Source organism: Paenibacillus macerans (assembly GCF_900454495.1).
GTDB lineage: Bacteria > Bacillota > Bacilli > Paenibacillales > Paenibacillaceae > Fontibacillus > Fontibacillus macerans.
This window is the reverse complement of record NZ_UGSI01000001.1, coordinates 799,603-812,080: the sequence shown is the minus strand read 5'-3', so window position 1 is coordinate 812,080 and position 12,478 is coordinate 799,603. Positions and strand designations below refer to the sequence as shown.

Sequence of the window (12,478 nt, the reverse complement as noted above, 5' to 3'; positions counted from 1 at the left end):
CTTCCATCGCTAGCTTAATCCGCCGTAGCGCCGCGTGCGCCGCTGATATTCGGCCACCGCTTCGATCAAATGCTCCTGCTTGAATTCCGGCCAGTAAACATCCGTGAACCACAGTTCGCTGTAAGCCGTTTGCCAAAGCATAAAGTTGCTGAGCCGCAGTTCGCCTCCGGTCCGGATGAGCAGATCCGGCTCAGGCAGCCCCGCCGATAGCAAATGGCTATCAATCGAATCGGGGGTAATGTCTTCCACAGACAGCTCACCGTTCTGCACAAGCCTGGCAACGGCTTTGACGCTCTCGGCAATTTCGCGGCGGCCGCCGTAATTCAGGGCAAAATTCAAAATAAGTCCGGTATTGTGTTTTGTACGCTCGGTCGCTTCTTCCATGGCGGCTATCGTATGGGGAGGCAGCATGTCCGTGTATCCCATCATTCGCACCCGGACATTTTTTTCAATCAACTCGTCAAGCTCAATCGCCAAAAATTCCTGCGGAAGCGACATTAGAAAATCGACTTCATCCTTCGGCCGTTTCCAATTTTCCGTCGAGAAAGCATACAGCGTTAAAACGGAAATGCCAAGTTCGTCAGCCGCAATCGTCGCACGCTTGACGGCTTTCATACCTGTACGATGTCCGACGATTCGCGGCAAACCAAGCCTGCGCGCCCAACGCCCGTTCCCGTCCATAATGATGGCCACATGCTTTGGAATGTTGTCGGGAGCTAAAACAACAGACGCCGGACGCTGCTTTTTTTTCCACCAGGGTTGAAATAACTTGATCATTCCTTTTCCTCCAGCCGATGATGAAAAAGAGACAAAACCCCACCGTAAAAGGAGGGGCCGCTTATCGTCTCTTAAACTTCCATAATCTCTTTCTCTTTCGCAGCAAGAACCTTATCTACTTCCGCGATGTATTTATCCGTCGTTTTCTGAATATCCTCTTGATGCCGGCGCGACTCGTCTTCCGAAATATCCGTTTTCTCCAGCTTCTTGATCTCGTCGTTGGCATCGCGGCGAATGTTGCGGATGGCGACTTTCGCCTCTTCTCCATGCTTCTTCGTCATCTTCACGAGTTCAATGCGGCGTTCCTCCGTCAACGGCGGAATCGTCAACCGGATGGACGATCCGTCATTCGCCGGGGTCAGCCCGAGATCGGATTTTTGGATCGCGCGTTCGATATCGGACAGCGATGATTTGTCCCAAGGCTGGATCAACAATGTCCGGGAATCCGGCGTATTGATGTTGGCCAATTGATTGACCGGAGTCGGCGCCCCGTAATACTCCACCTGAATGCGATCCAAAAGCGATGGAGTTGCTCTTCCCGCACGCAGCGTCGCAAGATCTCTTTTCAGCGCCTGGATTGCTTTGTCCATGCGTTCTTCGGCATGCTTTTTAACTGACTGTGGCATTATTCAACACTCCCTTTAACGATCGTCCCGATTTTTTCACCGAGCACGACCCGCTTAATGTTTCCTTGTTCCGTAATGGCAAACACGATCAGCGGAATGTCATTGTCCATACACAGCGATGAAGCCGTGGAGTCCATAACACCTAAGTTTTTGTTCAGCACATCCAAATAAGTGAGGGATTCGTACTTCACCGCATTCGGATCTACAAACGGATCGGCGGAATAAACACCGTCCACTTTATTTTTCGCCATGAGGATCACTTCCGCTTCGATCTCGGCGGCGCGCAGCGCAGCAGTCGTGTCCGTAGAGAAAAACGGATTGCCCGTGCCGGCGGCAAAGATGACGACCCGGCCTTTCTCCAAGTGACGAATCGCCCGGCGCCGGATATAAGGTTCGGCGATTTGCTGCATCGCGATGGACGTTTGCACCCGGGTCGGAACCCCGATCTGCTCCAGCGCGTCCTGCAGGGCCAGGGAATTCATCACCGTCGCGAGCATGCCCATGTAATCGGCCGTAGCCCGGTCAATGCCCTTGGCGCTCCCGGCAATTCCGCGCCAAATATTGCCCCCGCCGCAAACGATCGCTACCTGAACGCCCAGTTCCACCACTTCCTTGACCTGTTCGGCGATGGATGAAATGGTGTCGGCGTCGATACCGTACCCGTTTTGACCGGCAAGCGACTCCCCACTGACCTTTAATACAACACGTTTAAACACTGGCTGTTCCAAATGTATACCTCCACATCGAACTCATTCGCGACAAACAATAAAGAAAAACGTCTACCAACGCCTTTGATCTTAAAAAAGAAGGAACACGGCGTGTTCCAACTTTCCTTGCGTTTATGATTGGTCTTTAGATTATTTATTTACTTGGGACATTACTTCTTCTACGAAGTTGTCCACTTTCTTCTCCATACCTTCGCCAAGTTCATAACGAACGAAGCGGCGGATGGAAATGTTTTCGCCGATCGTGCTGATTTTTTCATTAACCAGCTGGGAGATCGTTTTGTCCGGGTCTTTAACGAAAGCTTGCTCCAGCAAACAGAACTCTTCGAAATATTTGCCGATGCGGCCTTCCACCATTTTTTCCACGATTTTTTCCGGTTTGCCTTCGTTAAGGGCTTGTGCCTTTAAAATTTCCTTTTCCTTTTCGATTTCTTCCTGCGGCACTTCTTCGCGGCGAACGTAACGCGGGCTCATCGCAGCGATATGCATGGCGATATCGCGGGCGAAATCTTTAAATTGATCCGTTTTGGCAACGAAGTCGGTTTCACAGTTGATTTCCACCAAAACCCCGATCCGTCCGCCGGCGTGTATGTAAGACTCAACCACGCCTTCCGTAGCGATGCGGCCAGCTTTATTGGCGGCAGCGGCAAGACCTTTTTCGCGAAGCAACTCGATCGCCTTCGTCAGATCGCCGCCGGCTTCCTCCAGCGCTTTTTTGCAATCGAGCATCCCTGCGCCCGTTTTTTCACGTAGTTCTTTAACCGTTTTAGCGTCAACAGCCATTGTTTAATTCCCTCCGTTATTGTTATAAAAATCAAAAGCCGATTTTAAACTTCTCTTTAAAATCAAGGTTTAAAAATCGGGTTTTCAGCACCGAGAAGGTTGGACGAAACCAGGGATTGAGGAGCGGAGCGTAGGTAAGGCCTACGTGAGCACCGGAGATCCCGGCCCAAGTTCAAGATTCGACGCCGAAATCTCTCCCACGAAATATCTTCGTGATCAAAATCCGATTTTTAAACTTCCTCTTTAAAAAAAGGGTAGTGAGAGGTTTGACACCTACCAACCACCCTTTTCATTTAATTTATCGCTTATTGTCGGCAATTAGCCGCTTACGCCGTCGTTTGTTCGCCTTGGTTAGCTTCGATCACGGCGTCCGCCATTTTGCTGGTCAACAGTTTAACCGCGCGGATCGCGTCGTCGTTGCCCGGAATGACGTAGTCGATTTCGTCCGGATCGCAGTTGGTATCAACGATACCTACGATCGGGATGCCAAGTTTGCGGGCTTCCGCAACCGCAATGCGCTCTTTGCGCGGGTCGATGACGAACAAAGCGCTTGGCAGGCCTTTCATGTTCTTGATCCCGCCGAGGAATTTCTCAAGACGTTCTTTCTCCTTGCGGAGAATGATAACTTCTTTTTTCGGCAATACGGTAAACGTACCGTCTTCTTCCCAAGTTTCCAATTGTTTCAGACGGTCGATCCGTTTCTGAATCGTTTGGAAGTTAGTCAAAGTACCGCCCAGCCAGCGTTGATTAATGTAGAATTGGCCAGCGCGTTCCGCTTCTTCTTTCACGGAATCTTGAGCTTGTTTCTTCGTGCCCACGAACAGAATGGTTCCGTTCTCTTCCGCAATGCTTTTTACGAAGTTGTAAGCTTCTTCGACTTTCTTGACCGTTTTTTGCAGGTCGATAATGTAAATGCCGTTTCTTTCGGTGAAGATATAACGATCCATTTTCGGGTTCCAGCGACGAGTCTGGTGACCGAAGTGAACGCCTGCTTCAAGCAGTTGTTTCATGGAGATTACTGCCATCTTCACGCACCTCCTAAGTTTGGTTTTTTTATGATGCTTCCTCCGCAGGTTTCATTTCCCGACAAGACTCCCTTGCTTAAAGAGGTAGTTCAAAAAGTCCGCTTTTGATCACGAAGAAGGTCAAGAAGCGGATTCGACGTCGAATCTTGAATTCAGCCGGGCCTTCCGTTGCTCACGTACCCAAAACGTACGCTCCGCTCCTTTCGTCCCTGGCTTCATCCAACCTTCTCGGTGCTGAAAACCAACCTTTTTGAACACACATTTTATTGAGAGAGCACCCTTGTCGAAATCAGCCGGCGTGCGTTATAACACCGTGAATTAATATACCATAAGTGAAAAACGGATGCAACCGATGTTTCCCTTATTTCGCCTTTCGGACGAGTACACGCGAAAAAGGCACCTTTCGGTGCCTTGCGGATGGGCTCCGGTTTATTTTCCCGAAGCCTTTGGCGAAATTTTGGCAATAATCGAGTCGTAATCTTCACCCTCGGTAAACGTGTACGTTCCGGTTCGGATTTTGTTATTGATTTTTTTCGCTTTGGCCGCCTTCAAAAAAGCTTCCTTCTCCGTAATCACGCCGGCCTTATACAAGCCTTCCGCCACGCCGGCAAGCGTGCTGCCGTAAGCGATTTTGTACTCGACGGAAACCGCCGCGGGCTTGGCCGGCTTAGCGGGCGTTTGCGGCTTCTCCGCATCCGCGCTTGCCGGCGGCTTGTTTTCTGCCGAGCTCGGCTTGGCCGGCGCGGCCGGAGCTTGCGGAGCATCGGGATTCTTGGGTGACGCCGGAACATCCGGCTCAACTCCTTCTCCCCCATCCTCCTGGCCGGTGCCGGCTTTCTCCTGCCACTGCTCTTCGGTCAGCAACTCTTCATCCGCAGCGACAACTTTCAGGCCGAGTTGTTCGGCGGCTTGCTTCACCTGCTCCGCCGTATAAATCTTGCCGCCCCCTTGTCCAAGGATCATCAACTGCAAAAGGAGCGCTCCGGCAATCAGACCGCAGCCAAGCCCCAGCATAAAATGGCGGTTTTTAATCATCGGGACTCCTCCTTTTTGGCCAACTGCAGGATGAGCTGCACCTCGCCCCGTTGAAGTCCCGTCGACTTTGCGATCATGTCGATCGACTTTCCTTTTTCATATAAGTCAAACAGTTCCGGATACCTGCCGCGGACATGATCTCCGTCATCCTCCGGTGCAGACGCCGGTTCCGGGGCGGGCCCGGCCGCAAGCGCGGCCGGTTCGGAAGCTTGTCCGGAAACGGCGGCGCTTGCGATCGTCAAGCTTGCTTCCGCCGCGGCTGCTGCCGGAACGGAAACGGCGGAGACGTTCTCCCCTGCGGAAGTCGCCAAGCTTTCCAAGCGCGCTTCGCTCTGCCGGGCCGAAAACTCCACATCGCTAAGCCGCTTGCGCAGCTCGGCGATCTGCTCCTGCTGGGCCAGCTGTTTGGAGGCAAACTCCTGTTTCATCTGGGACACCAAATCGATAAGCTCCTGATTTTCTCTTTCGATTTCCGACATGTATTGTTCCAGCGTGGCTTCCATCTCTTTCGCCGCGTCGTTCTTCGGGCTTGAGGCTTGGCGTCCCGGCAATAGCAGGGCGTATACAAGCGCCGCCGCCCCCAGAAGTACAACATAGAACCAGGGGTCTCCAAATGACAATGTAATCCTCACCTTTTTGCTGTTGAATTGAAGTGCCTAACTTAAGGCCGGCTTGCATCCTCGCCCGATCCCTGAAGTAAGTTCCCCGAATTACAGAGAGAAATCGATATGCCGCCCTTTATACGGATGCTCGGCCAAGTGCTCCGGCTTCGTCTCCGGCTCATCCGGTTTGCCGCCGGACCCGCGTTCCGGTTCCTGCTCCTGGCCGGAGGAGCCATTTCCTTCCCGCCTTACATTCTTATTGCGGTTGCTCTCGTCCATTTCAGCGGTCCGCTGGCGGTCCGCTTCCCCGGTTTTGACGGCTTGCTGCGAAAGCAGATTCTGATCGAGAAGAGGGCGATGCTGCTGATCATGCTGAACGCGGCCGGCTTCGCTGGTACGCGGGACCGCGATTTGCAATTCCACGGGTTTCATATTCATGGGATCACCTCATCCGAAATGAAGGAAAATACTTCGATAAGAACCAGGATTCCTTCCTAATAGGAGCCGTTGTTAGATGTAAGCCGACATGGAAATATCCCCTTCGCTGTAGTAAAAAGACATGCGCGAAATGGGCTCTTTGATATATTTCGTATAGCGGCCAATCACGATTTTGGAACCGCCGTAAATCATTTTCAGTACGTCAACGCGCGCCTTGCCGGTATCCTCCAGCGCTTTTTCGATCGCAAGCATGCGTTCTTTCATCAAATCCAATTCCTGCATATTCGATTTTTTAGTCAAATTCAGTTTGGAACGCATCGCCACCTTGTCCGGCGTCAGCTTTCCGAGCGAGGCGAGTTGATCCAAAAGTGTCAGCGCTTTCTCGGTTTTGTCGAGATTCGCCAGCTGATCCTTCACCTGCTGGCGTAATTCCTGAAGCTCGTTGCGCAGCTCCGGCAGCGCCCCCACCTCGATCGAGGTCGTCGTCGACATCGGGTTGCCGATGATCCGGGCGATCACTTTTTCCCCGGCCTGGACGCTGCCGCCGACGATGAGCCCTTTCGCCCCGCTGCACAAAACGTCGCGCCCGGCGCGGATATTGGAGTGCATAATGCTTTGGGAAACGATGACGTCCTCCCCCGCCTGAACGTTTCCGTCCTGAATAAACGAGCTTTTCACGTTTTGCCCGGCTTTGACCAAACCTTTGTTGTAACCGATGATCCCGCCGGTGATTTCGATAGACCCGTCGGCGTACAGTTCCGCCCCTTCAACCCCGCCAACAACGCGAATGTCCCCGGCCGCACTGATCCTAAAGCCGGTCAGTACATTACCGCGGACAACGACTGTTCCTACGAAATCGATATTGCCGATGCTGTAATCGACGTCCCCGTTGATCTCGTATACCGGGAATACGTTTAGCTTCCCCTTGTCGGTAAGCGTCACCAGACCGTCAATCGCCGCATACAGGGCGGTTTGCTCCGGGTTCAGGACGACGTTCTTCCCGATTTTGAAACGGGCGGCTTTCCCGTCTTTGCAGGGAATCACTTCCCCGGTCACGGCCGTTCCCGGGCGTCCGGGCACAGGAGGGACAAGTTCGGCGATGATTTGGCCTTTACGGATATTGTTCAGCCTCGTAATATCTTTCAAGTCCACTTTGCCGTCTTCGGTTTCCGCCGGTTGATGGCGGTTGTCGTCATCGAGGGAAAGCGCGTAGCGGATTGAACCGTCTTGCCCGTGCACCGGCTCTTGCCCGATGGCAATCGGCGTTCTACTGAAAAAGTACTCCTTCGGATTCGACGCAAAACGTCTGACGATGTCTTCCTGTAGCCCGAATTTAAGCCCTTCGCTATGTAAAAATTGACGCAGCGCGTCCTCCGTACAGGAAAAATCGTCTTCCTTCTTTAAAAACTGCAGGTAGGCTACCGTCTTGTCATCATTTAACGTGACGCTTAAGATCTGCCTTAAATCGTCCATAAGCTCCAAGAAGTCGTTCCTCCTCTCTTCCGATTCACTCGTTCATGATTTACCCGTCAGTCTTCGCACATCAGCAATTCCCGCTGCTTCTCCAAACTGCCGCGAAGCCGTAAAATCGCTTTGGAGTGAAGCTGGGAAATTCGCGAAGGCGAAAGCGACATCACTTCCGCGATTTCGCTTAACGATAAATCTTCATAATAAAGCAGGGAGACGACCGTTCTTTCCTTTTCGGTCAGTTTTTCGATTCCTTTTGCCAATGAATCCCTTAAATAAAACTCCCTGACTTTATAATCCGGGTTTTTTGCTTTTTCGTCAACGAGTAATGTGAGACGAGTTTCCGACTCTTCTTCGCGAATCGGGTCCTCAAGGGAACAAAGTGTCATGACGGCGACTTCTTGGAGCATGCTCTGAAACTCTTTCTCGCTGATATTCAAGTAGGCGCTCATCTCGGCGTCCGTTACGGAGCGGAGATATTTCTGTTCCAAGTGCTGATAGCCTTCTTCGATTTTTTTGGCTTTCTCTCTCACGGAACGGGGAACCCAGTCCCCCTGCCGAAGGCCGTCCAGAATCGCTCCCCGTACCCGCCAGGATGCATAGGTTTCAAATTGAAGGCCGCGTTTGTAGTCGAATTTTTCGACCGCATCGATCAGCCCCATCACCCCATTGCTGGCTAAATCATCTTTGGAAACGTTCTTGGGAAGGCCAACGGCGAGACGTCCCGAAACGTAGTCGACAATATGCAGATATTTTTCGATAAGTTGTTTCTTGGCCTCCAAATCGCCGTGCTCTTTCCATCTTTCCCAAACCTCGGCATAATTCAGAGTTGATGTCTTCCGCTCGTTCAATTGCCTTCACCCTCCTTATTTTTCTGTCAGGTGACGAACGACCTTGGCCAGCTCTTCAGGATCTTTGTCGTCAGGTGTTTTCACGAGTTTCGGCGGACTCAGCGGCGTAAAATCCGCGGCTTCGCCCGGCGAATTCGAGGGCGGCTTCAGCAGTTCATTAAGCTGCTCGCTTTCGTCCGGCGTCGTCAAGTCGAGATTGCCCCCTTTCCCCTGTTCAGAAAGCAAGGCTTCCTGCGGCTCGACCGTTCCGTTTCCCGGAAGCTCCTTCAGAAAACCGAACATCCAGCTTGCCGCAAAGGCAAGCACAAACCAGACGACAAAGGCGATTAGTCCCCGGATAAAGCTGGTCATAAACAAATTGTTCCCCGCCGATACCGCAAATGTAATAAGAAAACCGATAAAGCCCAACAACAAGTAATATCGCGTTTTTCCTGCCATGGCTACAATTCCTTTATCCCCATTTGTACACTTCGCACATATAATATCCCCGTTTCGTTATCCAGCTCGATCGTCCTGCCGTAATTTCCTCCGGTATCCTCCGCCAACAAGGGGATCTTCAATGCTTCCAATTGCAACTTGCAAGATTCCACGTTTCTCGGACCGATTCGCATCGAATCACTGTTCCCCCCAAAGGAAAACATCTGGGAGCCTCCGGCCATTTTGGCCACCAGCCGGGATGGAGAGGCTCCGAGACCGATTAGTTTCTGGTACAGCGCCGGAATGGCCGTATCCGCGTATTTCGCAACGTTCAAAGCCCCTTCCCGGGCGATCTCCGATGAGGGCAGCATGACGTGCGCCAAGCCGGCCACTTTCAATTGCGGATCATATAGCGTAAGCCCAACGCAGGAGCCTAGCCCAGTCGTACGTATCAACCCCTGCTGCGTTATGACGTTCAACTCGGCCATGCCCACTTTTACGACACGTTGTTCATCAATCATGCTGGGCCGGTACTCCCAACGCAGTGAAAATTTTGGCGAATGAATCCGGATCGGGAATCAGGAAAAACTGTCCCTCTACCTCATGGTGTCCTTCGATAAACGTAGTATCGATCAGCAGGGCGGAGTCTCCCATCTCACCAAACTGCAGGAGCCCGTAACTCAGGATCGCCCCCGCCATATCCAGCGCCAGCGCAGGTACCGTGGGCGCCATCGACAGAGACGTAAAATCGGCCAGCGAGGACAAATAAGAGCCCGCCAAAATGTTGCCGATTTCCGAAAGCGCCGACCATTCCATTTCCGAAAAGCTGTCCTCGCTTTCCACTTCGATCCCCGCCAGGCGATGCAGCAATTTTTTGGCCGCTTCCGGGCTAAGAATGAAAAACAGGTTTCCCGGAGCTTCGCCCTCCACGCGGAAAAATACCGCAAGCACGATATTTTCGGCGCCGCCGACGCGTTCGGCTACCGCTTCGAAAGGCAGCATCTGCACCTTCGGCACCGCCATATCGATCGGCTTGTCCAGCAGCTTCGACAGCGCGGTCGCCGCGTTGCCCGCCCCGATGTTGCCGACTTCTTTTAAAATGTCAAGCTTCAAATCCTCAAAGTCTTTAAAGAGCTCCACGGTCTAGTCCTCTAAGCTTTCCAGCTGGATGATTTCTTTCCGGCTTAGCACTTCGGAAAGGTTCAACATCACGAGCAAACGTTCCTCGGAAATTTTGGCCACTCCGTCCAGGTATTTGGCTTTGACTCCGCCGACGACATCCGGCGGCGAATCGATCAAATCGGAATCCAAATCGATGACATCGTTGGCGGAATCGACGATAAAGCCGACTTCCAAATCGTTGGCCGCAACGATGACGATCCGGGTCTGATCGGTGTACTCGGTTTCCGGCAGACCGAAGCGGCCGCGAAGATCGATAACGGGAATAACGACGCCGCGCAGGTTGATAACCCCTTTAACGAAGGAAAACGTCTTAGGCACGCGCGTGATCGGCATCATCCGCTCGATCGTTTGCACTTTGTCCACTTCGATGCCGTATTCCTCATGCCCCAACTTAAAAACGATGACTTTCAATTCCTGTCCCATGTGGAAATCCCTCCTTAATGATTCAAACCTTATTTAATGAATGCATTTGGATCGATGATTAGCGCCACTTGCCCGTCTCCCAAAATGGTGGCCCCGGCCACGCCCTGAATCGCAGGGAGGTATTTGCCCAGGTTCTTGATGACGATTTCGCTTTGTCCGATGAAACTCTCCACCGCAAGCGCGGCCATCCGGTCGCCTTTGCGGATGACCACGATTTCCGTCTCTTCCTCATCGCTTTCCGAAAAGCCCGGAATGTCGAACAATTGCGCCAGCGACATCAGCGGAATATGCGTGTCCCGGTACGGAATCATCGTGTAGCCGTGCAGCTCGCGGACCTGCTCCCGCTTGATCAGTCCGGTTTCGACGATAGAGGAGAGCGGAATCGCGTATTTCTCCGCCCCGACCTTGATCAGCATCGCGGATATGATCGATAAGGTCAGCGGCATCTGAACCGAAAATTTGGTGCCAGCGCCCAGCTTGGATTGTACCGAAACCACCCCGCTGAGCGATTCGATTTTGGATTTGACGACATCGAGGCCGACGCCGCGTCCGGAAATGTCGGAAATCACTTCCGCCGTGCTGAAGCCTGGAGCGAACAACAGCATGTACACCTGTTCATCGGTCATGGAAGCCGCCTCGCTCTCCTTGACGACCCCGTTTTTGAGCGCCTTTTTCAGCACTTTGTCACGGTCGATGCCGTGCCCGTCATCTTCGATTTCGATAAACACGTGGTTGCCGCTGTGGAAAGCGCGGAGGTTGACCGTTCCCGTCTCCGGTTTGCCGGCGGCCACCCGTTCGGCCACCGGCTCGACTCCGTGATCGACGGCGTTCCGCAGCAGATGGACGAGCGGATCGCCGATTTCGTCAATCACGGTCCGGTCAAGCTCCGTTTCGGCTCCCACGATGACGAGATCGATTTTTTTGTCGAGCGATTTGGCCAGATCGCGGACCATCCGCGGAAACCGGTTGAATACGGTATCGATCGGGACCATCCGCAGCTTCAGCACGATATTTTGCAAATCGCTGCCGACCCGGCTCATGTGCTCCACCGTTTCCGTTAAATCGGCGCGTTTTACTTCATTCGCCAACTGCTCCAGGCGGGAGCGGTCGATGAGCAGCTCGCTGAGCAGGTTCATCAGCACGTCCAGCCGGTCGATATCGACGCGGATCGTCCGCGACGGAGCGGGGGTACCGCCGCCGGCGCGAGCGCCGCTTTTATGTTCCCCTTGCTGCGCCGGCGTTTTTGCTGCCGGCGCGGGATTGGCTGCTTTCGTCTCCGGAGCCGGCGCAGGCGCGGGCGCGGCGGATGCCGCCGTTTCCTTGGCGCCGGCCGCAAGCTGGGCGAGCGTCTCGTGATCCAATGCCGCAACCTGAGCCGAACCGATCTCCGAGAGATTCAGAATCATGCTTTGGATTTCAGCAGCCTCTTTCTGCGTTATGTAATAAAGCGAGAAACTGCGGTCGAATTTCTCTTGTTCAATATCCTGCACCGAAGGGTAAGCCTTCACGATTTCCCCGAAGCGTTCCAGCAGGTCGAACACCATGTAAGCTCGCGCCGCCTTCAACTGGCTATCCTCGGAAATCGCGACTTCGACATACAGCACTTGGTGCCCTTCGGCGATGGACTGCTCCAAAACGGAGTATTGGTACTGGTCCAATTGGATCGCACCGGCAGCGGACGCTCCTTGAGCTTCCGCCGCCGGTTTGGCGTCGGAGCCGCCGCCCTGCCCAAAATCGCCGCGCACGATCGACTGCAGATCGGCCACGATGGAACTGACGTCGGCCTTCCCTTCGCCCCCCTGGGTTATGTCCTCAACCATCGACTGCAAAGCATCGAGGCCGCGGAACAGCGTATCGAAAATGAATTCCTGCATTTTCAGCTTCTCGTTGCGAACCAAATCGAGCACGTTCTCCATTTGGTGGGTGAGGGATGACAGATCCTCAAACCCCATCGTAGCCGCCATCCCTTTTAAGGTATGCGCCGACCGGAAAATAACCTGGACGATGCTGATATCGTCCGGGTTGCTTTCCAGCTCCAGCATCTTTTCGTTCAGTGATTGCAAATGATCGTTCGACTCATCGATAAACATGGATAAATATTGATTCATGTCCATGGTGAGGCACCTC

The 12,478-nt window shown here is 53.1% G+C and carries 15 protein-coding genes; all 15 read right to left on the bottom strand.

The genetic code is table 11. The features are described 5' to 3' along the window. Positions 1 to 9: 9 nt before the first annotated feature. Complete coding sequence (locus DYE26_RS03780) at positions 10 to 777, bottom strand: undecaprenyl pyrophosphate synthase (RefSeq protein ID WP_036622315.1); 768 nt, start codon at positions 775 to 777, stop codon at positions 10 to 12. Between the two features lie 71 nt (positions 778 to 848). Then, a complete protein-coding gene (gene frr, locus DYE26_RS03775) occupies positions 849 to 1,403 on the bottom strand; it encodes a ribosome recycling factor (protein WP_036622313.1) in 555 nt (184 codons plus the stop codon). After that, positions 1,403 to 2,131 (bottom strand): UMP kinase, encoded by a 729-nt coding sequence (gene pyrH / locus DYE26_RS03770; RefSeq protein ID WP_036622311.1) that lies wholly within the window; start codon positions 2,129 to 2,131, stop codon positions 1,403 to 1,405. The genes frr and pyrH overlap by 1 nt, the downstream gene beginning before the upstream one ends. A 129-nt stretch (positions 2,132 to 2,260) precedes the next feature. Next, positions 2,261 to 2,911 (bottom strand): translation elongation factor Ts, encoded by a 651-nt coding sequence (tsf, locus tag DYE26_RS03765; protein ID WP_036622310.1) that lies wholly within the window; start codon positions 2,909 to 2,911, stop codon positions 2,261 to 2,263. Between the two features lie 326 nt (positions 2,912 to 3,237). Further along, positions 3,238 to 3,936, bottom strand: a complete 699-nt coding sequence (gene rpsB / locus DYE26_RS03760; RefSeq protein WP_036622308.1) for a 30S ribosomal protein S2 — start codon at positions 3,934 to 3,936, stop codon at positions 3,238 to 3,240. A gap of 429 nt (positions 3,937 to 4,365) precedes the next feature. Beyond that, a complete protein-coding gene (locus DYE26_RS03755) occupies positions 4,366 to 4,971 on the bottom strand; it encodes an MltG/YceG/YrrL family protein (RefSeq protein ID WP_036622306.1) in 606 nt (201 codons plus the stop codon). Next, positions 4,968 to 5,591, bottom strand: coding sequence for a hypothetical protein (locus DYE26_RS03750; protein ID WP_036622304.1), 624 nt, complete (start codon positions 5,589 to 5,591; stop codon positions 4,968 to 4,970). Before DYE26_RS03750 ends, DYE26_RS03755 begins: the two co-directional genes overlap by 4 nt. Positions 5,592 to 5,681: 90 nt before the next feature. Next, a complete protein-coding gene (locus DYE26_RS03745; protein WP_036622302.1) occupies positions 5,682 to 6,011 on the bottom strand; it encodes a hypothetical protein in 330 nt (109 codons plus the stop codon). A gap of 72 nt (positions 6,012 to 6,083) precedes the next feature. Further along, on the bottom strand, positions 6,084 to 7,493 hold the full coding sequence (locus tag DYE26_RS03740; RefSeq protein ID WP_371861068.1) for a flagellar assembly protein A: 1,410 nt from the start codon (positions 7,491 to 7,493) through the stop codon (positions 6,084 to 6,086). A gap of 47 nt (positions 7,494 to 7,540) precedes the next feature. Continuing rightward, complete coding sequence (locus tag DYE26_RS03735; protein WP_036622300.1) at positions 7,541 to 8,329, bottom strand: FliA/WhiG family RNA polymerase sigma factor; 789 nt, start codon at positions 8,327 to 8,329, stop codon at positions 7,541 to 7,543. A 15-nt stretch (positions 8,330 to 8,344) separates the two neighbouring features. After that, a complete protein-coding gene (locus DYE26_RS03730; RefSeq protein ID WP_036622298.1) occupies positions 8,345 to 8,767 on the bottom strand; it encodes a hypothetical protein in 423 nt (140 codons plus the stop codon). 2 nt (positions 8,768 to 8,769) lie between these two features. Next, positions 8,770 to 9,267, bottom strand: a complete 498-nt coding sequence (locus tag DYE26_RS03725; protein WP_036622296.1) for a chemotaxis protein CheD — start codon at positions 9,265 to 9,267, stop codon at positions 8,770 to 8,772. Further along, positions 9,260 to 9,886, bottom strand: a complete 627-nt coding sequence (locus DYE26_RS03720) for a chemotaxis protein CheC (RefSeq protein WP_036622294.1) — start codon at positions 9,884 to 9,886, stop codon at positions 9,260 to 9,262. The genes DYE26_RS03725 and DYE26_RS03720 overlap by 8 nt, the downstream gene beginning before the upstream one ends. Positions 9,887 to 9,889: 3 nt before the next feature. Continuing rightward, on the bottom strand, positions 9,890 to 10,351 hold the full coding sequence (locus tag DYE26_RS03715) for a chemotaxis protein CheW (protein WP_036622292.1): 462 nt from the start codon (positions 10,349 to 10,351) through the stop codon (positions 9,890 to 9,892). Between the two features lie 29 nt (positions 10,352 to 10,380). Beyond that, a complete protein-coding gene (locus DYE26_RS03710) occupies positions 10,381 to 12,465 on the bottom strand; it encodes a chemotaxis protein CheA (RefSeq protein WP_036622290.1) in 2,085 nt (694 codons plus the stop codon). Positions 12,466 to 12,478 lie beyond the last annotated feature (13 nt).